The organism is Teichococcus deserti (assembly GCF_001982615.1).
Taxonomy (GTDB): domain Bacteria; phylum Pseudomonadota; class Alphaproteobacteria; order Acetobacterales; family Acetobacteraceae; genus Pseudoroseomonas; species Pseudoroseomonas deserti.
The window spans coordinates 1-20,760 of the sequence record NZ_MLCO01000239.1; the positions used below are offsets into that span (position 1 = coordinate 1).

Below are 20,760 nucleotides of genomic sequence, written 5' to 3' on the forward strand. Positions count from 1 at the left end.
CCCCGACCCCTTCCGCCTTCTCGCCGCTGCGCCACCCGGCCTTCCGGCTGCTCTGGCTGGCGAACCTGGCCAGCAACACCGGCATGTGGGTGCAGAACACCGGCGCCGGCTGGCTGATGACCAGCCTGGCGCCGTCCCCGATGATGGTCAGCCTGGTGCAGGCGGCCTCCATGCTGCCGGTCTTCCTGCTGGCCCTGCCCTCCGGCGCGCTGGCCGACATCGTCGACCGGCGGCGTTACCTGATCGTGGCGCAGACCTGGATGTGCGCCATGGGGCTGCTGCTCTGCGGGCTGACGGCGACGGGGATGATGGGGCCCTGGGGGCTGCTGGCGCTGACCTTCGCCATCGGCGCCGGAAGTGCGATGAACTTCCCCGCCTGGGCGGCCACCACGCCGGAGCTGGTGCCACGGTCCGACCTGACCCAGGCCATCGTGCTGAACGGCATCGGCTTCAACCTGTCGCGCGCCGTCGGCCCGGCGCTGGGCGGCTTCATCATCGGCCTGGCCGGCACCGAGGCCGCCTTCGCCTTCAACGCGCTGTGCTTCGTCATCCTGATCGTGGCGCTGCTGCTCTGGCGGCGGGAGGCGCCGCGCAACCGCCTGCCGAAGGAGCATTTTCTCTCCGCCATGCGGGCCGGAGTGCGCTTCGTCGCGGCGTCCCCGATCATGCGGCTGATCATCCTGCGCGCCGTCATCTTCTTTTTCTTCGGCGCGGCGATGTGGGGGCTGTTGCCGCTGCTGGTGCGCGACACCCTCGGCTTGGGCCCGGAAGCGTTCGGCCTGATGCTGGCGGTGATGGGGGTCGGCGCGGTCGGCGCCGGGCTGCTGCTGCCGCGGGCGCGCAACATGATGAGCCGCAGCGACCTGGTGGCGCTGGCCTCGCTCTTCGCCTCGGCCGCGCTGTTCCTGCTGGGCGTCGCCGGGCACTGGGCGCCGGCGGCGCTCGGCATGCTGCTCTACGGCGCGGCCTGGATCGGAGCCGCCAGCACCCTGCAGGCGGCGGCCCAGCTCGCCGCCCCGTCCTGGGTGCGGGCGCGGGCCATCGGCATCTACCAGCTGTCCTTCTTCGGCGCGCTGGCCTTCGGCTCGGCCCTGGCGGGCTGGGCCGGCACGGCGGTCGGCGTGCAGCCGGCGCTGCTGGCCTTCGGCGCGGCCGGCGCGGTGGCGGCCCTGGTGATGCGGCGCTGGTCGCTCGACAGCCGCCCTGCCGCCGAGGCAGCGAATTCCCTGCTGCCCGAGCCCGAGGCGCCGGCGGCCGAGCTCGCCCCCCTGCTGGCGCTCGACCGCGGCCGCGTGCTGGAGATGCTGCGCTACCGCATCGACCCCGCCGACCGCGCCGAGTTCCTGGCCGCCATGGCGGATCTCCGCCGCGTCCGGCTGCGCAGCGGCGCCATGGTCTGGCGCCTCTACGAGGACGTCGCCCATCCGGAGCTCTGGGTGGAGATGTGGGCCGTCGAAAGCTGGACCGAGCATCTGCGCGAGGTCGACCGGCTGCAGCCCGCCGACCGCGCCGCCATCGCCCGCGCCGCAGCCCTGCACCGCCGCGCTGACGGCCATGCTGCAACCGGGCCGGAGGCCACGCGCTACATCAACCAATCGCCCTGACGCGCGCCACCCATGCGGGGACGCGATGATGTGCGGGGCTGACAAGACGGCGCTGAACCCCCAGCCTTAGCTTCAGCGTTTCCGTGACACGACCAGGAGGATGTTTCCCATGGCGCTTCGTGCGACCCGCAACGACCTCGGCGAGAATGCCAAGAAGGTTTCGGTCAATGTGCTGAACGGCACCCTTACCGACACCATCGACCTGACCAACTGCGTCCGCATGGCGCATTGGACCCTGCGCGGCCCGAGCTTCATCGGCCTGCACACCATGCTGGAGGGCTTCTACAACGAGCTCTTCGCCGTCGCCGACGAGGTGGCCGAGCGCCTGGTGCAGATCGGCGGCACGCCCGACGGCACCAGCCAGATCGTCGCCGAGAAGACCCGCCTGTCGCCCTATCCGCAGAAGACCACCGACCAGTTCGAGCATGTGCGCGAGCTGGCCGACCGCTTCGCCGCCCTGGCGAAGAACGTCCGCGAGGGCATCGACAGCACCGACGAGGCCGGCGACGCCGACACCGCTGACCTGCTGACCGGCCTGTCGCGCGACCTCGACAAGAAGCTGTGGATGCTCGAGGCGCATCTCGAGAAGTAATTTTTCCCTGTCCTGCCAGGGGCCAGCGCCCCCTGGCAGGGCTGCCGGAAAGGACGCCAAGGGCCGGATTCTCCGGCCCTTTTGCGTTCTGCATTGCAGCATGCGCGCATCGCCAGGGTTGCGGCCACCCCCCCGGCTTGGCTAGGTTGCGGGGCGAGGGTGTGAACAAGACATGAACGATCTTTTCGGCGGCCGCGGCGCCAAGGCTCAGGCCGGGACCTCCTACTCGGCCAAGGACATCGAGGTGCTGGAGGGGCTGGAGCCCGTCCGCCGGCGCCCCGGCATGTATATCGGCGGCACCGACGAGAACGCCCTGCACCACCTGGCGGCGGAGGTGATCGACAATGCGATGGACGAGGCCGTGGCCGGCCATGCCGATCGCATCGAGGTCACGCTCGAGAAGGACAACTGGCTGACCGTCCGCGACAATGGCCGCGGCATCCCGACCGACCCGCACCCCAAATTCCCGAAGCTCTCCGCCCTCGAGGTGATCCTCACCACGCTGCATTCGGGCGGCAAGTTCTCCGGCAAGGCCTATGAGACCTCGGGCGGTCTGCACGGCGTCGGCAGCTCGGTGGTGAACGCGCTGGCCGAGCGGCTGGAGGTCGAGGTGGCGCGCGACCGCACCCTCTTCACCCAGGCCTATGCCCGCGGCAAGCCGCTGTCGAAGCTGAAGAATGCCGGCGCGGTGCAGAACCGCCGCGGCACCACCATCCGCTTCAAGCCCGATCCCGAGATCTTCGGCGCGCTGCAGTTCTCCGCCACCCGGCTGTTCCGGCTGTGCCGCTCGAAGGCCTATCTCTATCGCGGCGTCGAGATCCGCTGGAACTGCGACCCGGCGCTGGTCAAGGACGACACCCCGTCCCAGGCGACGCTGCATTTCCCGGGCGGCCTGTCCGACTTCCTGGCGGCCGCCGTTCAGGGCGCCAATCTGGTCATCCCGAACGCCTGGGCCGGCGAGGCGACCTTCCCGCAGGGCGCCGGCCGCGCCGAATGGGCGATCACCTGGATCGAGCGCGGCGAAGGTTTTCTGAACACCTACGCCAACACCATCCCGACCCCCCAGGGCGGGACGCATGAGGCCGGCCTGCGCGCCGCCCTGGTGAAGGGCCTGCGCGCCTATGGCGAGCTCAAGAAGGAAAAGCGGGCGGCCAATATCACCGCCGAGGACGTGCTGGGCGGTATGGCCGGCATGCTGTCGGTCTTCATCCGCGAGCCGCAGTTCCAGGGCCAGACCAAGGACAAGCTGACCAGCCCCGAGGCCTCGCGCCTGGTCGAGCTCGGCCTGCGCGACCATTTTGACCACTGGCTGGCTGGCGACCCCGCCACCGCGGACAACCTGCTGTCCTATGTCATCGAACGCGCCGAGGAGCGCATCCGCCGGCGCGAGCAGAAGGACACGCCGCGCAAGTCGGCAACGCGCCGGCTGCGGCTGCCCGGCAAGCTGGCCGACTGCTCGCGCGAGGCGGCCGACGGCACCGAGCTCTTCCTGGTCGAGGGCGATTCGGCCGGCGGCTCGGCCAAGCAGGCGCGCGATCGCGAGACCCAGGCGGTGCTGCCGCTGCGGGGCAAGATCCTGAACGTCGCCTCGGCCAGCGCCGACAAGCTGCGGCAGAACCAGGAGCTGAAGGACCTGATCGAGGCGCTGGGCTGCGGCGCCGGGGACAAGTTCGACCTGACCCGGCTGCGCTACGGCCGCGTCGTCATCATGACCGATGCCGATGTCGACGGCGCCCATATCGCCGCCCTGCTGATGACCTTCTTCTACAAGGAGCTGCCCGAGCTGGTGCGCCAGGGCCGCGTCTATCTGGCGCAGCCGCCGCTCTACCGCCTGGCGACCGCCGGCAAGACGATCTACGCGATGGACGATTCCGAGCGCGAGAAGCTGCTGAAGAAGGCGTTCAAGCCGAACCAGAAGGTCGAGGTCAGCCGCTTCAAGGGCCTGGGCGAGATGCCGCCGGCCTCGCTGAAGGAGACCACCATGGACCCGCGCAAGCGCACCCTGCTGCGCGTCGTCCTGCCGCCGGAAGAGCGCGCCGCCACCTCCGAGCTGATCGAGGCGCTGATGGGCCGCAAGCCCGAGCTGCGCTTCCGCTTCATCCAGGAGAATGCGGCGCGGCTGGACCTGGAAGCCGTCGACGCCTGACCGGCGCGGCGGCGGGGCGCCTCACCGCCCCCGCTGCACCACCGGCCAGGGGCTGAGCGGCAGCAGCGGCTGCTCGCCCTCCAGGGCTTCCTGGCCGAAGACCTCCCGCCCGGTGGCCGCGGCCAGGCTGACCAGCAGCCGCTGGCCGGCCAGCCCCTGCCCCGCCGCCCCGTCGAGCTGCAGGAAGCCGTCCGGCTCCAGGCATTGGCCAATGGCGGCCAGCATCAGCCGGTGCGCCGCCAGGGCCGGCCCGTCCAGCAGGGCGCTGCCCAGCCGCAGCCAGCCCGGATCGGCAGGCCCGCACAGGGTGATGGAAGCGAGCGGCGCCAGTCCGGCGGCGACCTCGGCCAGCTCGGCCAGCCCGTCCTGCGCCTGATCCAGCACCAGCACCATGGTGGCGGGGCCGGCGCCGATCAGCAGCTCCTGCCATCCGGGCGCCCGCGGGTCCAGCACCAGCAGCTTCGAGGTGCTGCTCGACCTGCTGTCACGATCCTTCGAATGCGCGGCATTCTGCAGCATGGCGTGTCCCCTTCTGGTCCGCGCGCCCATCCTGCGCCGCGAGGTGCGAAGGAAAGGTTGCCGCCGAAACACTTTCCGCCCTGCGGCAGCCGCATTACTCTCGCGCCAAAGGGAAGCCGCCAGGCCATAACAGAGAGGTTCTCCATGCATCGCCGCCTGCTCCTCGGCGCCGCCGCCGGCGCGCTCGCCCTGCCCCCGCTTGCCAAGCCACGGGTCGCCCGGGCGCAATCCCTGCCGAAGGTCACCATCGGCATGTCCGGCTGGACCGGCTTCGCCCCCCTGACGCTGGCCGAGCAGGCCGGGCTGTTCAAGGCCGCCGGCATCGAGGTCGAGACCAAGTTCGTCCCCCAGCGCGAGCGCAACCTGGCGCTGGCCGCCGGCGCCCTGAACTGCGTCGTCACCACCGTCGACACCATGATCCTCTGGGGCAGCACCATGCCGCTGGTGCAGGTGCTGGTGCTCGACCGCTCGCGCGGGGGCGACGGCGTGGCGGTCCGCCCGGCGGTCGGCGGCTGGAGCGACATCAAGGGCAAGACCATCGCCGTCGACGGCCCCGGCACCACGCCCTATTTCGTGCTGGCCTACATGCTTCGCGAGAACGGCCTCTCCATCAAGGAGGTGCAGACCGCGACCCTGGCGCCGCAGCCGGCCGCCCAGGCCTTCGTCGCCGGCCAGTTCGACGGCTGCTCGACCTATGAGCCCTACCTGTCCCAGGTCCGCGCCATGGGCACCGACAAGGGTCGCATCCTGGCCACCACCACCGACCACCCCTGCGTCGTCGACACCCTGGCCTTCACGCCGGATTTCGTCAGCAAGAACCCCGAAGCCGTGAAGGCGGTGGTCAAGGGCTGGTACGACGCGCTCGCCATGATCCAGCGCGAGCCGGACAAATCCTTCGAGATCATGGGCAAGCGCGTCAACCAGAGCGGCGAGGCCTTCAAGGCCTCGGCCGCCTTCATCGAATGGCTCGATGCCGGCAAGAACCGCAGCTACGTGGCGGACGGACTGCCGCAGTTCATGACCAAGGCGCTCGAGGTGCAGAAGGAAGCGGGGGTGGTCAGGGCGGCGCCGGATCTGGCCAAGCTGCTGAACACGCAGTTCATCTAGGGGAAGCAAGGCTGGGGGGAAGCATCCCCCCGCAAACCTGTCGGTTTGCGCCCCTTCTATTTCTGTCCATACGAGCCCTGGCGGAACCCTTGGAACCCCTGAAACCTGTATCCGCCCCGGCGCGCATCGCGCTGGGCATCGGCTTCTTCGTCCTCTTCATCGGCGCCTGGGCGCTGGCCACCGAGACCGGGTTGGTGCAGCCCCTGTTCCTGGCGTCGCCACAAAAGGCGCTGCAGGCGGGATACAGCCTGTTCACCGAATACAACTTCGCCGGCGATGTCGGCATGACCGTCTGGCGCGTGCTCGGCGGCTTCGTGCTGGCCAGCCTGGTCGCGGTGCCGCTCGGCCTGGCCATGGGCGCCTACAAGGGCATCGAGGCCTTCTTCGAGCCCTTCATCTCCTTCGCCCGCTACCTGCCGGCCTCGGCCTTCATCCCGCTGCTGATCCTCTGGGCCGGCGTCGGCGAGGCCCAGAAGCTGTCGCTGATCTTCCTCGGCAGCGTCTTCCAGATCGTCATCATGGTCGCCGTCATCGCCGGCGCCACGCGGCGCGACCTGGTCGAGGCGGCCTATACCCTGGGCGCCCGCCAGGGCGGCATCCTGAAGCGCGTCATCATCCCCGCCGCGGCGCCGCAGGTGATGGAGGCGCTGCGCCTGGTGCTGGGCTGGGCCTGGACCTATGTCATCGTCGCCGAGCTGATCGGCGCGCAGAGCGGCATCGGCCACATGATCATGGACAGCCAGCGGCTGCTGGACACCGGGCAGATGATCTTCGGCATCGTCGTCATCGGGCTGATCGGCCTGGTCACCGACTTCCTGTTCAAGGCGCTGAACCGGCGCCTGTTCCGCTGGGCGGTGCTGTGATGGGGGGCCTGTCGATCCGCGGCCTGACCCGCAGCTTCCCCGGCCAGGGCGCCGCCGGCCCGACGCTGGCGCTGCAGCCGACCGACCTGGACGTGGCGCCGGGAGAATTCGTCTCGATCCTCGGGCCGTCGGGCTGCGGCAAGTCGACCCTGCTGCGCATCGTCGCGGGGCTCGATCGCGGCACCGCCGGCACGGTGCGGCTGGCCGGCCGCCAGGTCACCGGGCCGGGACCGGAGCGCGGCATGGTGTTCCAGTCCTACACGCTCTTCCCCTGGCTGACCGTCGAGCAGAATATCCTTTTCGGTTTGCGCGAGCGGAAGGTCCCGGCCGAGGAGGCGCGCGCCATCGCCACCAAGTACATCGCGCGGACGGGGCTGAAGGGCTTCGAGAACCACTGGCCGCGGCAGTTGTCCGGCGGCATGCAGCAGCGCACCGCCCTGGCGCGCGCCCTGGCCAACGACCCGGCGATCCTGCTGCTGGACGAGCCGTTCGGCGCGCTGGACCACCAGACGCGGGAGCTGATGCAGGAGCTGCTGCTGGAGGTCTGGGGCGCCGACACGCCGGAGACGCGCAAGACGGTGCTGTTCGTGACCCACGACATCGACGAGGCCATCTTCCTGGCCAACCGCGTGCTGGTGATGTCGGCGCGCCCCGGCCGGGTGAAGGCCGAGGTCGAGGTACCCCTGCCTTATCCGCGCGACTGGACGGTGAAGACGACGGTGGTCTTCGCCGAGCTGAAGGCCCGGCTGATGGCCGAGATCCGCGAGGAAGTGCGCAAAGCCGCGCTCGCTTAAGGATCAGAAAAAAGATGGGCGCAAACATGTATGTTTGCGGGGGGAATTCATTCCCCCGGCCTTACTTCTTCTTCCGCTTCGCGTCTTCGCCCGTCCTGTGCCCTTCCTCGGCCAGGGCCTGGAGCCGTGCCGGAAGGTTGCTGAGGATCGCCGGCCGGTAGCCCGGCACATGCTTCCAGGCCTTGCGTTCGGCCTTGGTCATGCCGCAGCCGAAGCACCAGCCGGTGTCGTCCTCGAAGTCGCAGACCTTGATGCAGGGGCGTTCGCTCATCACCCTGCATGTGGTTGCGCCGGACGGGGATGTCAGCCCGCGTGGCGCGCAGGGCTGCTCACCAGGGCAGCTGCTCCATCAGCGCGTCGGGGACCTGCCAGTCGGCGTCGTCGATGCTGACCACCTTCTGGAAGGGGAAGGCCTCCAGCAGGGTGGCCTCCCCCGGATGGGTCAGCGGCTGGTAATGGGCATCGACCGCGCGCATCACCGCCTGCCAGTCGGTGGTCGATTTCGGCGGCTGGCCATAGGCGTGCAGGCTGCGGCGGCCGGCCCCGGCGTAGAAATCGGCCATGCGGGAGTCCAGGCCGACGCGGCCGCGCTCCAGCGGGATCTCCTCATGGCCGGGCGCGTTGCGCAGCGGGAAGTACAGGCAGGGGATGCGGAAGACGTCGGCCAGGATCAGCCCGTGGAAGGAGGTGGTGACGATCCGCCTGCAGGCCAGCAGCTCGGCCAGCTTGGCCTGGAAGCCGCTCCAGCTGGAATCATGGAAGGTGTGGACGATCTTCACGCCGTCGGTGCCGCTGACCTGCAGCCGCGTCTGCTCGGGCCTGGGCGTGGCATGGACCGACTTTTCCGCCATGGCCGAGATATGCGGGATGACGCCGAGCTCGATGGTCTTCTCGACCCGGGGATGGCGGATGCGCGGCAGGAACCAGCCGGGATCGCCATAGATCGGCGGCGCGTGGATGCCGTTCTCCAGCAGCAGCTGGCGGCTATGGGCGCCGCGCACCGCATGGACGACATAGCGCGTGTCGGGCGCCGCGGCGAAGGCCATGCTGGTGTCGCCGAAGGCGCGCAGCTTGGGGTCGAAGCCGGTGCCCCAGATATGCGCGGTGCCGCGGCGCAGCGTCTGGCCGATGGTGCCGATGGCGGCCAGGCGCGGTGTCTCCGCCTGGGAGGAGGTCAGGCGCGGCACGACGCCGCTGATCGCCGCCGCCACCACCGCGCTCAGCGTGTCGCCGAAATTGCCGGTGCGGCTGGCGGAATCGGCCTTCACCCAGGTCAGCGGCAGCTTGCCGCCCAGCCGCCGGGCCTCGTCGTTCAGGTCAAAATAGGGGGAGAGGTTCGGCATCGCGGCCCCTGGCGGCTCGGGTGACGCGCCGGCGCAGGCGCCCGCCCGTCCTAGAGGCTGGCGGCGCAGGTGGCCAGCCACCCCCCTGCTCCAATCTTCGTGCGCGGAATTTACGTCTGTTTAAGCTATGGTAAAGCCCGGCCGGCGCCGCCGCGCCGAAGGCTTACCTGCGGAGATTTGCTGAGATGCCGGCTGCTGCCATCCCTGCCACGGAAGCCGCTCGCCTGTCGGAATTGCGGTCCTACGAGGTGCTGGACCAGGCCTGCGACATCAGCTTCGACAATATTGCCAGCCTGGCGGCACAGCTCACCGGCTGCTCGGCGGCGGTGGTCAATCTGATCGACGCGGACCGGCAGGTGTCGATGGCGGCGCATGGGCTGCCGGTCGGCGAGCTGCCGCGCGGGCTGTCCTTCTGCTCCCACACCATCCTGACGCCGGAGCGGATGACGGTGGTGCCGGATGCGCGGGCGGATGACCGCTTCTCCGACAATCCGCTGGTCAACGGGCCGCCGGGCGTCACCTTCTATGCCGGCGTGCCGCTGGTGAATCCGCAGGGCGCGGCGCTGGGCGCGCTCTGCGTCGTCGATTTCGCCCCGCGCGACATCAGCGAATCGCAGCAGGTGGTGCTGCAGCAGCTGGCGCAGACGGTGATGACGACGCTGGAGCTGCGGCGGGCGATGAACCGCATCCGCACCATGTCGCTGACGGACGGGCTGACCGGGCTCTCCAACCGCGCCGCCCTGCTGGACGGGCTGGACCGCGCCATCGCGGCGCAGCGCCGGGCGGGCACGCCCTTCGCCCTGGTCTATCTCGACCTCGACGGCTTCAAGAAGGTCAACGACCTGGAGGGCCATGCCGCCGGCGACGCGGTGCTGCGTGGCGTCGCCCAGGTGATGGCGGCCCGGCAACGGGTGGGCGACGTGGCGGCGCGGCTCGGCGGCGACGAGTTCGCCCTGCTGCTGGCCGCCGCGACGCCCGAGCTCAGCCTGGCGCTGGCCACCGACCTGGCCGCCGCCATCGCCGGCAGCGCCTCCGCCCAGCCACGCGGTGTCACCGCCTCGGTCGGCGTGGTCAGCTTCGTGACGCCGCCCTCCGACCTCGACCATGCGCTGGCCGCCGCGGACGAGCTGATGTACGAGGCCAAGCTGGCGGGGAAGAACCGCATCGCCCATCGCGAGCATGCGGTGACCACGGTGGCGCCGATCCCCTCGGCCGGCTGAGGCGCTTCCGGTCGGGGCTTCCGGTCGCCCCCCCTGGACGCGGCGCCGCTTCGCCGGCAAGTCTGCCGGCCATGCAGATCCCCTTGCAGATTTCGCCCCTGATCCCGCGGGCGGCGCTGGTCACCGGCGGCGCCCGCCGGCTGGGCCGCGCCACCGCCCTGGCCCTTGCCGAGGCCGGCTTCGACATCGCGCTGCATTACCGCGGCAGCGCCGAGGAGGCCGAAGCGACGGCGGCGGCGATCCGCGGGCTCGGCCGCCGCGCCGTGACGCTGCGCGCCGGGCTGGAGCAGGAGGCCGAGGCCGCGGCGCTGGTCCCGGCGGCGGCGGCGGCGCTCGGCCCGCTCGGCGTGCTGGTGAACAACGCCTCGACCTTCGAGCGCGACGAATGGGACACGGCGACGCGGGACAGCTGGGACCACCATCTGGAGCCCAATCTGCGCGCACCCTTCGTGCTGTCCCAGGCGCTGGCGGCGCAGCTGCCGGAAGCCGCGGAGGGCGCCATCCTCAACATGCTGGACCAGCGGGTCTGGTCGCTGACGCCGCATTTCGTCACCTACACCGTCTCCAAGGCCGGGCTCTGGGCGCTGACGCAGAGCCTGGCTCTGGCGCTGGCGCCGAAGCGGATCCGGGTGAACGGCATCGGCCCGGGTCCCGCCATCCCCAGCCCGCGACAGACGGAGGAGCAGTTCGCGCTGCAGGCGGCCAGCACGCCGCTCGGCCGCGGCACCAGCCCCGAGGAGGTCGCCGGCGCCATCCTGGCGATCCTGGCGCTGCCGGCGATGACCGGGCAGATGATCGCGCTCGATGGCGGGCAGCACTTGCAATGGTCGCCGCAACGCGGGCAGGTCCCCCCGGAATGAGCCTCCTCCCCGATGCCGCGCGTGGTCTGCGGCGAGTCTTCGTCCGTCGCCTGGCGGTGGACGCCCATCTCGGCGTCTATCCGCATGAGGAGGCGGCGCCGCAGCGCGTGCTGATCGACCTGGAGCTGCTGGCGCGCGACGAGGCGGTCGCCACCGGCATCGGCCCCGACCGGCTGGAGCGCGTCGTCGATTACGAGGCGGCGACCAACCTGGCGCGGCGCATCGCGCTGCAGGGCCATGTGCTGCTGGCCGAGACGCTGGCCGAGCGCATCGCCTGCGCCCTGCTGGAGAGCGACGCGCGGCTGGTCGTGGTGCAGGTGACGGTGGAGAAGCCGGACATCATCGCCGATGTCGCCGGCGTCGGCGTCACCGTGGAGCGGCGCCGCGGCTGAGGCCAGGATGGCGGGGCTGCCTCGCCATCTCCAGACTTGCTTGCAGGCCTCTGCAGGATTTCGGTTTTCCCCGGGGGTTTTCCACATCCTTCTCCACGATTTCTGTGGAGAACTCACACGACCGCGAGCCGGGCGCCGAAACCGCCGCGCCCGCAGGCGAGGCTGCACAAGCCCGCGGCAAAATGGCTGCGCTCAAGCTTCCACGCCCCTCGGTCGACCGGGCAGCAGGCCTGGAGCGGTTCCGGAATGACCGTGTCGCGGCTCGCGATTCGGAGAGAATGTCCCTGCTGCGCTGCGGCAACTGCTTGGAACTCACGGATTCATCCACCGCCTGCCGCCCCTGCTCATGCGGCCGAGACGGTCAATGGCATTGTTGCCCTTGACGGGGTGGAAAGCTGAATTTTTCTGTCATATCCATTGTTTTCAGAGACTTGGATTTTTGCTCAAAGCTTGGGCAACGTCGTGTTACCCGCACATGACAGCCACTTGGCAGGGTTAACCCCCCACACGTCCACAGACTTATCCACAGCTTTGGTGGACAAATGCTGCCACCCCTTGAGCGGCGTCGCCCGGCATGGTTCACCCGCCCCATGCAGAATGCCGGCCCCCCACCGGATCCCGACCAGCCCGAGGACCAGACCCAGGATCAGCCCGCCGGGCCCGTGGATGCGGGATCGGTGATGGAAGGCGTCGCCGTGATCGAGGCGGCGCTGCTGACCATGCCCTTCGCTCCCGGCGTCTACCGGATGCTCGATGCCAAGGGCGATGCCCTCTATGTCGGCAAGGCGCGCAGCCTGAAGAAGCGCGTGGTCTCCTACACCCAGATCCCGCGGCTGCCTGAGCGGCTGCGGCGCATGGTGCACCTGACCCGGCGGATGGAGATCATCACCACCGGCAGCGAGGCCGAGGCGCTGCTGCTGGAAGCCAACCTGATCAAGAAGCTGCGGCCGCGCTTCAACATCGTGCTGCGCGACGACAAGTCCTATCCCTGGCTGGTGATCACTGAGGACCACGACTATCCGCAGATCACCAAGCATCGCGGCGAGAAGCGCAAGGGCGCCAGCTACTGGGGCCCCTTCGCCAGCGCCTGGGCGGTCGACCAGACGCTGACCGCGCTGCAGAAGGTTTTTCTTCTGAGATCCTGCCGCGACACGGTGTTCGAAAGCCGCGACCGGCCCTGCCTGCTGCACCAGATCAAGCGCTGCTCGGCGCCTTGCGTCGAGCGGATCAGCCGCCCCGACTATGCCGGGCTGGTGCGCGACGCCAAGAAGTTCCTCTCCGGCGAGACGCCGAGCATCCAGAAGGCGCTGGCGGCCGAGATGGAGCAGGCGGCGGAGTCCCTCGAATTCGAGCGCGCCGCCTCGCTGCGCGACCGCATCCGCGGCCTGACCTATGTGCAGGGCCAGAACAGCATCAACCTGGAAGGCGTCGGCGATGCCGATATCGTCGCCCTGCACCAGATCGCCGGCCAGTCCTGCCTCCAGGTCTTCTTCTTCCGCGGCGGGCGGAACAACGGCAACCGGTCCTTCTTCCCGTCGCATCTGAAGGACGACGCGGCGCCGGAGGAGGTGCTCTCGGCCTTCCTGGCGCAGCTTTATGACGACCTGCCGCCGCCGCCGCTGGTGCTGCTGTCGCATGCCCTGCCGGATGCCGGGCTGATCGCCGAGGCGCTGACGCTGAAGGCGGGCAAGAAGGTCGAGCTGGCGACCCCGCAGCGCGGCGAGAAGCGCTCGGCCGTCGAGCATGCCGCGACCAATGCCCGCGAGGCGCTGGAGCGCCGCCTGGCCGAAGGCACCGCCCAGGTCGCCCTGCTGGAAGGCGTCGCCCGCCTCTTCGACCTGGCCGAGCCGCCGCGCCGCATCGAGGTCTATGACAACAGCCACATCCAGGGCAGCCATGCCTATGGCGTGATGATCGTCGCCGGCCCCGACGGCTTCATGAAGAACGCCTACCGCAAATATGCCATCCAGGGCACCAGCCTGCCGCGGGTGCCGGTGGCGGTGGCGGCGGAGGTGCCCGGGGCCCTGGCCGATCCGGCCATGGTGGAGAACGCGCTCTCGGCCACGGCCCCGGCCGGGCCAGCGCCGCGGCGCGCCGGCGGCGGCTCGCGCGCTGCCAGCGGCGGCGGCGACGATTTCGCCATGATGAAGGAGGTCTTCGAGCGCCGCTTCGGCCGGGCGCTGAAGGAGGACCCCGAGCGCGCCGGCGAGGGCTGGCCCGACCTGGTGCTGATCGACGGCGGCGCCGGCCAGCTGTCCGCGGCGCGCGAGGTGATGGCGGAGCTGGGCTTGGGCGACCTCAACCTGGTCGCCGTCGCCAAGGGGCCGGACCGCGATGCCGGGCGCGAATGGTTCCACCGCGCCGAGCACGCCCCCTTCCAGCTGCCGCCGCGCGACCCGGTGCTCTACTACCTGCAGCGGCTGCGCGACGAGGCGCACCGCTTCGCCATCACCACCCACCGCGCCGGCCGCTCCAAGGCGATCACCCGCAGCGAGCTGGACGAGATCCCGGGCGTCGGCTCGGCCATCAAGCGGCGGCTGCTGAACCATTTCGGCTCGGCCCGTGGGGTGCGCCAGGCCGGCGCCGAGGACCTGCGCAACTGCCCCGGCATCGGCCCCTCGATGGCGGCGCGCATCCATGAGCATTTCCACCCTGGCGCAACCGGGGCTAATTTGGGAAAGCCTGCCGGGCGCACAGCGGGAAGAGACTGAATTGCCGACCGACCTGCCCAATCTGCTGACGCTTTCCCGCATCGCCGCGGTGCCGGTGCTGGTGCTGCTCGCCGCGCTGCAGACGCCCTGGGGCGATGTCGCCGCCTGCGCGCTGTTCTCGGCGGCCGCCATCACCGACTATTTCGACGGCAAGATCGCCCGCGAGCGGCAGCTGATCTCGGATTTCGGGCGGATGCTCGACCCGATCGCCGACAAGCTGCTGGTCGGCGCCGCGCTCATGCTGCTGGCCGGGCTGTCGCGGCTGTCGATGGCCGGCCTGCTGCCCGCCATCGTCATCATGCTGCGCGAGATCCTGGTCTCGGGGCTGCGCGAGTATCTCGCCGGGCTGAAGGTCGGCCTGCCGGTGACGAAGCTCGCCAAGTGGAAGACCGGCGTGCAGATGACGGCGCTCGGCGTGCTGCTGGCCGGCGACAGCGGCGCGCGGGTGCTGGGCCTGGGCTTCCTGCCGATCGGCTGGATCGGCGAGGCGCTGCTGTGGCTGGCCGCCGTCCTGACGCTGTTCACCGGCTGGGACTATGTGCGCGCCGGGCTGCGCCATGCCGAGGCGCGCGACCTGGAGCGCGAAGCGGGCACGAAGCCGTCCACCCGCCCCTGAGCTCCTCCCCTTGAGGCGGCCGGGGTTCGGCCGCATCTTGTGCGCATGGGGCGCATAAGGCGCCCGCGAGATTCAGGAGAGGCGGATGAGCCCGTTCACCCAAACCGGCAAGGCATCGGCGCTGCTGCTGCTGCTCGGGCTTGGCGCCTGCACCGCGGCCAGCTTCACCGGCCCGCGCGAGGGAGTGCCGACCGACAGCATGACGGCGCAGCGCATCATGGGCGCACCGGCCGAGGTGCCGCCGCTGCTGCCTGATCCCGGCAATGTCTGGCCGACCGAGGAGCAGCCGCGCGCGACGCTGGGCAGCCCCGAGATCGTGCCGCGCGCCGGCGATCCCACACCCATGCCGGCGACGCGCCGCGGCAGCTCGACCTCGCCCGACCTGCTGGCGCCGGGCACCGAATTCCCGCCGGCCGCCCGCCCCTACCCCGTGGTGCCGCCGACCGCGCCGGTGGCGCCGCCGCCGCCGCGCCGCGACGGCCAGGTGATCCCGACGCCGCAGGGCCCCGTGGTGACCAGCGGCGGCGGCGCCGGCTACAGCACCTACAACTCGCCGGGCGGCGGCTCGGGCATCGCTATCCCGCAGGGCGCCACCACGACGCTGCTGGGCCAGGACGGCTCGGTGCGCCAGGTGCCGACGCCGCGCTGAGCATCCCAGCATGCAGATCCTGTATTTCGCCTGGGTGCGGCAGAAGGTGGGGCTGGGCCAGGAGACGCTGGAGCTGCCCGGGGACGTCGCCGACGTCGCCGGGCTGATGCGGCACCTGGCCGGGCGCAGCCCCGGCCATGCCGCGGCCTTCGCCCAGGCGAAGCAGATCCGCGCCGCGGTGAACCAGGAATTCTGCGCCCCCAACCATCCGCTGCGGAACGGCGACGAGGTCGCCTTCTTCCCGCCGGTCACCGGGGGCTGAGCGCGGCATGGCGCGCGTCCTGGTGCAGGAGGCCTGCTTCGACCTCGCCGCCGAGCAGGCCCGGCTCGGGGAAGGCCGCGTCGATGTCGGCGGCATCGCCGCCTTCACCGGGCTGTGCCGCGCCGATGACGGGATCGCCGCCCTGGTGCTCGAGCACTATCCCGGCATGACCGAGCGGGCGCTGGAGAAGATCGCGGCCGAGGCGGAATCGCGCTGGCCGCTGACGGGCTGCACGGTGATCCACCGGGTCGGGCGGATCCTGCCCGGCGAGCCGATCGTGCTGGTGCTGGCCGCCAGCCGCCACCGCAGCGCGGCGCTGGAGGCCTGCGCCTTCCTGATCGACTGGCTGAAGACCGGCGCCCCCTTCTGGAAGCGCGAGGAATTCGCCGATGGAGGCGAGCGCTGGGTCGAGGCGCGCGCCAGCGACGACGCGGCCGCCGCCCGCTGGGCGGGCTGATGCGGCGCCTGCCCGCCGTCCTCGCCATCCTGGCCGGCGCGCTCCTCCTGCTGTGGCCGGCACTGCTCAACCACTATCCGATCCTGTTCAGCGACACCGGCGCCTTCCTGGCGCAGAGCACGGTGCCGCTGATGATCTGGGACAAGCCCTGGATCTATGGCCCGCTGCTGCACCTGTTCCATTGGGAGCAGACGCTGTGGCTGCCGGCGATCGCCCAGGTCGTCGTCGTCTCCCACCTGCTGTGGCTGGTCCAGCGCGAGCTGCGGGGCGCCGCCAGCTGGACGGCGCATCTGCTGCTGACCGGCGGGCTGGCGGCGCTGACCGCCCTGCCCTGGGTCGCCAGCCTGCTGATGCCGGATTTTTTTTCAGGCCTGTTGCCGCTGGGGTTCTTCCTGCTCGGCTATGGGCGGCTGTCCCGCGGCGAATGGGCTTACGTCACCGCGCTGATGGCGCTGGGGATCCCCGCGCATCTGTCGAACATCCCGACGGCGCTGGCGCTGGTGGTGATGGTCGGGCTGCTGCGGCTGGCCTGGCGGCCGCTGGCGCGCGCCGCCGCGCCGCTGCTGATCGCGCTGGGGCTGCTGGCCGGCAGCAACTGGATCGGGCATGGACAGGCCTCGCTGTCGCCCTATGGCAGCACTTTTCTTCTTGCCCGGATGATCGGCGACGGGCCGGCGGCGCGGACCATCGCGGCGCGCTGCCCGGATGCCGGCTGGTATCTCTGCGCCTGGGCGGGGCGGCTGCCGGAAGACAGCGACGTCTTCCTGTGGGAGCGCTTCAGCCCGATGAACCGCGACGCTGCAGGCCAGGACATCTTCCTGGGCGGGGTGCGCCTGGCGCCGGAGGCGCGGGCCATCATCGCCGAGACGCTGTCGCGCGAGCCCTGGGCGGTGGCCCGGGCGGCGGCGGGCAATGCGCTGCGGCAGGTGTTTCTCGTCGAGATCGGCGACACGCTCAGCCGCCATGCGCTGGGGGATTCGGTGCGGCCGCGGCTGGTCGAGTTCTTCCCGGCCGCGGAGGTGGCGCGGCATGACGGGTCGCTGCAGTTTGCCGACCGGTTGCCGGGGGTGGCGGCGGCGTTCCTGTGGCCGCAGCCGGTGGTGCTGATGCTGGGCCTTGCCGGCCTGCTCTGGGCCTTGCGGCGCCCTGGGGGACGGCTGCGGCTGGGCTTCGTGCTGCTGGTGCTGGTCGGCGTGATGGGCAATGCCGTGGCGACCGGCGCCCTGTCGAAGCCGCATCACCGCTACCAGGCGCGGGTGGCCTGGCTGCTGCCCTTCGGGGCGGCGCTGCTGCTGTTGCCGGGCGTCCCGCCTCGCCACCCTGGGCGGCAGCACGGATAGAAAAAAGAAGGGGTTCCAGGGGAATTCATTCCCCTGGCCTATTCCTGCGTAAAGGTGGCGGCCAGCCCTTCGCCGAGCGGTCGCGGGTGGACTTTCAGTTCTTCTTTCATCGGCCCGATGTCGAAGGCCTTGTCCTCGGTCAGCCGCCGGATCTCGTCGGCGCCAATCTTCGGCAGGCCCGGCAGGCGCGCGGCGATGGGCGCCAGCAGGCGCAGCGGCGCCATGGGCACGGGCAGGATGGGCGGGATGCGCAGCCCCGCGGCTTCTGCCACCGCAGCGAGGAAATCGCGATAGGCCAGGGCGGTGGGGCCGGCGACGACCAGGGCCTGAGGGGCGGGCCAGTCGCGGTCGAGGGCCGCCATCAGGCTGGCGGTGACGTCGTCCTGGTGGATCGGCTGGACCAGGGCGCGGCCGCCGCCGGGCAGCGGGGCGACGGGCAGGCGCTTCAGCAGGGCGGCCAGGCGCTGGACGTTGTTCTCGCCCTGGGCGCCGTAGATCATGGTCGGGTGCAGCATGACGCCGGGGTGGCGGCCGGCCAGAAGGGCGGCCTCGCCCAGGCGGACCCCGTCGCCATGGGCGTCGGGCCAGCGCGAGAAGCGGCGGGTGGAGCCCATCAGCACCAGGGTGGCGCCCTCGGGCGCGGCGGCCAGGATCGCCGGCGTCCAGCGGGCATGGGCGCAGCTGGCGATGCGGGTGGCGCCCTCGAGGGCGGCGGCCAGGGCCGGCGCGTCCTCCAGGGCCGCGAGGCGCGGCTCGCCGGGCAGGCCGAGCACCGCCCAGCGGGCGCGGTCGCGCACCACCGGGCGGTAGCGGAGGCCGCGCTGCGCCAGCGCCCGGCACAGCGCGGCGCCGGAGCGGCCGGAGGCGCCGATGACGGCGATCAGGCCTTCCACGGCGTCAAACCCCGAGGCTGGCGCGCAGCCGGGCCTCGGCGCGGGCGCGGCCGATGACGGGCAGGAAGGTCTTGAGCTCCGGGCCGTGCTCCTCGCCGGTCAGGGCGCGGCGCAGCGGCAGGAACAGCGCCTTGCCCTTGCGCCCGGTGGCGGCGCCGATGGCGCGCGTCCAGGCGCTCCAGGTCTCGGTGGTCCAGGGGTCGGCCGGGATCTCGTTCAGTGCCGCCTGGAGCAGCTCGGCTTCGTCCGGCTGGGGGGGCACGTCGATCTGGCCCTGGGCCACGTCCCACCAGTCGCGCGCCTCGGCCAGCAGGTCGAGATTGCCGCGGATGGCGTCCCAGAAGGCGGCATCCGCGCCGTCCGGCAGGCGGTCGCGCACCGTCTCGAAGTCGAGGCCGTGCAGGTAGCGGCGGTTCAGCGCGAGCAGCTGCGCCGGGTCGAAACGCGCCGTGCTCTTGGAGATGCGGCCGAGGTCGAAGTCGCGGGCGAGCGCGGCCGCCGGCGCCGCCACCGGATCGGCGGAGGAGCCGAGGGCGGCCAGATACCCCACCAGCGCCGAGGGCTCGATGCCGTCGCGGCGCAGCTGGCGCAGGCCCATGGAGTTCAGGCGCTTGGACAGCGGCCCGCCATCGGCATCGGTCAGCAGCGGCAGATGCGCGAACTGCTTGACGCAGGGGCGGCCGGAGAGCGCTTCCAGGATGTCGATCTGCACGCCGGTGTTGGTGACGTGGTCCTCGCCGCGGATGATGTGGCTGACCCCGGTCTCGAGATCGTCCACCACCGAGGTGAAGGTGTAGAGGAAGGAGCCGTCGGCGCGGATCAGCACCGGGTCGGAGATCGGCGGCAGCTTGACCTGGCGGCGGCCCAGCACGCCGTCCTGCCATTCGACGGTGCGCGTCGCCAGCTTGAAGCGCCAATGCGGCTTCTTGCCGTTGGCGAGCGCGCGCTCCAGCTGCTCGGCGGTCATCTTCAGGGCGGCGCGGTCATAGACCGGCGGGCGGCCCTGCTTCTGCCGCTGCTCGCGCTTGAAGCGCAGCTCTTCCTCGGTCTCCAGGCAGGGGTAGAGATGGCCGCTCTTCTTCAGCTTCTCGGCGGCGAGCTCGTAGCGCTCGAGACGATCGGACTGCCGGAAGCTCTCGTCCCAGTCGAGGCCGAGCCAGCGCAGGTCCTCCTCGATGCCGGCGGCGAATTCGGGCTTGCTGCGCTCGGTGTCGGTGTCGTCGAAGCGCAGCACGAAGCGGCCGCCCTGGCGGCGGGCGACCAGCCAGTTGGCGACGGCCACGCGGGCATTGCCGACATGCAGATAGCCGGTCGGGCTGGGGGCGAAGCGCAGCTTCATGCCTCGTCCTCCTCCTCGCCCTGCGGCCCGGCATCGTCTTCCTGGCGGCGCGGGTCGAGCACGCGCCAGTTGCGCTCCTCGCGGTCGCGGCAGGGCTTCTCGGCGAAGTCGCGGATCTCGGCGCCGCTGGTCCAGCCCTGGCCCTCGCCGCCGACCACCTCGGCATCCTCGCCGAAGGCGAACCAGGCGGCCAGCACCTCGTCCGGCGTCAGCTTCGGCGCGCGGCAGCGCTCCAGGCTGTCGCGGACATAGCGGCGGGCAAAGGCATTGGCCTGCAGCAGGGTCGGGAAGTTGCGCACCGTCTCGACCGGCTCGGCACCATTGCCGCCGGACAGGTCGCGGATGTTCACGCTGAAGCCGCCGGGCGGCGCGAAGAGGGTGGGGTCGAAATCGCCGCTCATGCTTCGGGTCTCGCCTGCAGGGAAATGGAGCCGGGATGGGCGGGGTAGCGCCGGTGCCGGCCGAAGGCCAGCGGTCCCAGCGCCGGGCCGGGCGGCAGGCGCCGCCGCAGCGGCTCTGCCCGGGCCAGCGCCGCGGCCAGATGGCGCAGCGAGGCGGGGTCGTATCCGCGCAGAGCCAGGCTGTCCATGCTTTCCCTGCCCGCCAGCAGCGCGAGCACCGCCGGCTCGGCCGCATCGGGCCCCGGGGCGGGCAGGCCACGGGCCTCGGCCAGCCGCGACCAGGCGCCGGGTGTCAGGTCCTTGAACGGCGCCAGATGGCCGAAGGGGGCGGCACGCCCGAGCGCGGCGTCCAGCTTGTCGAGCGGGTTGAGCAGCAGCGCACCGCGATCGGCCGCAAATCTTTCCGCCTGTTCCGCCGCGACAGGGTGCAGCGGCAGGCGCAGGCGGGCGGCCAGGTGGCGGGCGGCAGCATCCTGCGGGTCGGCCGTCAGGATGGTGCCCGCCGAGCCCAGCGCCTCGGCTGAGAGCGCCGCCAGCAAGGGGGCGGCCGCGGGGCCGAGGGCGATGACCGCGCCCGCGGCACCACCCTGGGCAACCATGGCGCGCAGCCAGGCGGTCAGCGCGGCTGCCAGGCGGGGGGCGGGTTCGGCCA

General features: G+C 71.3%; 21 protein-coding genes and 1 pseudogene. 15 read left to right on the forward strand and 7 right to left on the reverse strand.

Annotated features, from left to right (window positions below; translation table 11 throughout):
* From BKE38_RS21880 to parE, 3 genes are all read left to right on the forward strand, one after another.
* Positions 1-1,604, forward strand: a 1,604-nt coding sequence (locus tag BKE38_RS21880) for an MFS transporter (RefSeq protein WP_076959362.1), incomplete at its 5' end; no start/stop codon positions are given.
* Between the two features lie 109 nt (positions 1,605-1,713).
* Positions 1,714-2,196: a DNA starvation/stationary phase protection protein Dps gene (gene dps / locus BKE38_RS21885; protein ID WP_076959363.1), complete on the forward strand. Its 483-nt coding sequence runs from the start codon at positions 1,714-1,716 to the stop codon at positions 2,194-2,196.
* 172 nt (positions 2,197-2,368) lie between these two features.
* Positions 2,369-4,342, forward strand: a complete 1,974-nt coding sequence (parE, locus tag BKE38_RS21890; protein WP_076959364.1) for a DNA topoisomerase IV subunit B — start codon at positions 2,369-2,371, stop codon at positions 4,340-4,342.
* A gap of 21 nt (positions 4,343-4,363) precedes the next feature.
* Here parE and BKE38_RS21895 read toward each other — a convergent pair whose 3' ends face one another.
* Entirely contained in the window at positions 4,364-4,861 is a 498-nt protein-coding gene (locus tag BKE38_RS21895) for a DUF4347 domain-containing protein (RefSeq protein ID WP_076959365.1), read from the reverse strand.
* A 144-nt stretch (positions 4,862-5,005) separates the two neighbouring features.
* Here BKE38_RS21895 and BKE38_RS21900 point away from each other — a divergent pair, with 144 nt between their 5' ends.
* The 3 genes from BKE38_RS21900 (at position 5,006) to BKE38_RS21910 (ending at position 7,625) form a co-directional block, all read left to right on the forward strand.
* Complete coding sequence (locus tag BKE38_RS21900; RefSeq protein WP_076959366.1) at positions 5,006-5,968, forward strand: ABC transporter substrate-binding protein; 963 nt, start codon at positions 5,006-5,008, stop codon at positions 5,966-5,968.
* A gap of 89 nt (positions 5,969-6,057) precedes the next feature.
* On the forward strand, positions 6,058-6,831 hold the full coding sequence (locus tag BKE38_RS21905; RefSeq protein ID WP_106409280.1) for an ABC transporter permease: 774 nt from the start codon (positions 6,058-6,060) through the stop codon (positions 6,829-6,831).
* Positions 6,831-7,625, forward strand: coding sequence for an ABC transporter ATP-binding protein (locus BKE38_RS21910; RefSeq protein WP_076959367.1), 795 nt, complete (start codon positions 6,831-6,833; stop codon positions 7,623-7,625). Before BKE38_RS21905 ends, BKE38_RS21910 begins: the two co-directional genes overlap by 1 nt.
* 61 nt (positions 7,626-7,686) lie before the next feature.
* Here the strand turns inward: BKE38_RS21910 and BKE38_RS21915 are convergent, their stop codons facing one another.
* The gene (locus BKE38_RS21915; RefSeq protein WP_076959368.1) at positions 7,687-7,896 is read right to left on the reverse strand and encodes a DUF1289 domain-containing protein; all 210 of its coding nucleotides are present in this window, start codon (positions 7,894-7,896) and stop codon (positions 7,687-7,689) included.
* 58 nt (positions 7,897-7,954) lie between these two features.
* Complete coding sequence (locus BKE38_RS21920; protein WP_076959369.1) at positions 7,955-8,968, reverse strand: polysaccharide pyruvyl transferase family protein; 1,014 nt, start codon at positions 8,966-8,968, stop codon at positions 7,955-7,957.
* 185 nt (positions 8,969-9,153) lie between these two features.
* Between BKE38_RS21920 and BKE38_RS21925 the strand changes: the two genes are divergently transcribed.
* The 9 genes from BKE38_RS21925 to BKE38_RS21965 all read left to right on the forward strand — a co-directional run bounded on the left by BKE38_RS21925 (position 9,154) and on the right by BKE38_RS21965 (position 17,475).
* Positions 9,154-10,188, forward strand: coding sequence for a sensor domain-containing diguanylate cyclase (locus BKE38_RS21925; protein ID WP_076959370.1), 1,035 nt, complete (start codon positions 9,154-9,156; stop codon positions 10,186-10,188).
* A 71-nt stretch (positions 10,189-10,259) separates the two neighbouring features.
* On the forward strand, positions 10,260-11,048 hold the full coding sequence (locus BKE38_RS21930; protein WP_076959371.1) for an SDR family oxidoreductase: 789 nt from the start codon (positions 10,260-10,262) through the stop codon (positions 11,046-11,048).
* Positions 11,045-11,440: a dihydroneopterin aldolase gene (locus tag BKE38_RS21935; protein ID WP_076959372.1), complete on the forward strand. Its 396-nt coding sequence runs from the start codon at positions 11,045-11,047 to the stop codon at positions 11,438-11,440. Before BKE38_RS21930 ends, BKE38_RS21935 begins: the two co-directional genes overlap by 4 nt.
* A 590-nt stretch (positions 11,441-12,030) precedes the next feature.
* Positions 12,031-14,151 (forward strand): excinuclease ABC subunit UvrC, encoded by a 2,121-nt coding sequence (gene uvrC / locus BKE38_RS21940; protein WP_076959373.1) that lies wholly within the window; start codon positions 12,031-12,033, stop codon positions 14,149-14,151.
* 1 nt (position 14,152) lies between these two features.
* Positions 14,153-14,767 carry a CDP-diacylglycerol--glycerol-3-phosphate 3-phosphatidyltransferase gene (pgsA, locus tag BKE38_RS21945; protein ID WP_076959374.1) on the forward strand — a complete coding sequence of 205 codons (615 nt, stop codon included), beginning with the start codon at positions 14,153-14,155 and terminating at the stop codon, positions 14,765-14,767.
* Positions 14,768-14,852: 85 nt separating this feature from the next.
* Positions 14,853-15,416 (forward strand): hypothetical protein, encoded by a 564-nt coding sequence (locus BKE38_RS21950; RefSeq protein ID WP_076959375.1) that lies wholly within the window; start codon positions 14,853-14,855, stop codon positions 15,414-15,416.
* Between the two features lie 10 nt (positions 15,417-15,426).
* Entirely contained in the window at positions 15,427-15,678 is a 252-nt protein-coding gene (moaD, locus tag BKE38_RS21955) for a molybdopterin converting factor subunit 1 (RefSeq protein WP_076959376.1), read from the forward strand.
* Between the two features lie 7 nt (positions 15,679-15,685).
* Positions 15,686-16,135, forward strand: coding sequence for a molybdenum cofactor biosynthesis protein MoaE (locus BKE38_RS21960; RefSeq protein ID WP_076959377.1), 450 nt, complete (start codon positions 15,686-15,688; stop codon positions 16,133-16,135).
* Positions 16,135-17,475: a hypothetical protein gene (locus tag BKE38_RS21965; RefSeq protein ID WP_083747763.1), complete on the forward strand. Its 1,341-nt coding sequence runs from the start codon at positions 16,135-16,137 to the stop codon at positions 17,473-17,475. Before BKE38_RS21960 ends, BKE38_RS21965 begins: the two co-directional genes overlap by 1 nt.
* A gap of 38 nt (positions 17,476-17,513) precedes the next feature.
* Here the strand turns inward: BKE38_RS21965 and BKE38_RS21970 are convergent, their stop codons facing one another.
* The 4 genes and pseudogenes from BKE38_RS21970 to BKE38_RS32310 form a co-directional block, all read right to left on the reverse strand.
* Positions 17,514-18,368: an SDR family oxidoreductase gene (locus BKE38_RS21970; protein WP_076959378.1), complete on the reverse strand. Its 855-nt coding sequence runs from the start codon at positions 18,366-18,368 to the stop codon at positions 17,514-17,516.
* Positions 18,369-18,372: 4 nt separating this feature from the next.
* Positions 18,373-19,707 (reverse strand): glutamate--tRNA ligase, encoded by a 1,335-nt coding sequence (gene gltX / locus BKE38_RS21975; RefSeq protein ID WP_076959379.1) that lies wholly within the window; start codon positions 19,705-19,707, stop codon positions 18,373-18,375.
* Entirely contained in the window at positions 19,704-20,108 is a 405-nt protein-coding gene (locus BKE38_RS21980) for a hypothetical protein (RefSeq protein ID WP_076959380.1), read from the reverse strand. The genes gltX and BKE38_RS21980 overlap by 4 nt, the downstream gene beginning before the upstream one ends.
* Positions 20,105-20,760 (reverse strand): annotated as a pseudogene (locus BKE38_RS32310) (hypothetical protein); the annotation flags it as partial. The pseudogene BKE38_RS32310 and the gene BKE38_RS21980, both read right to left, overlap by 4 nt.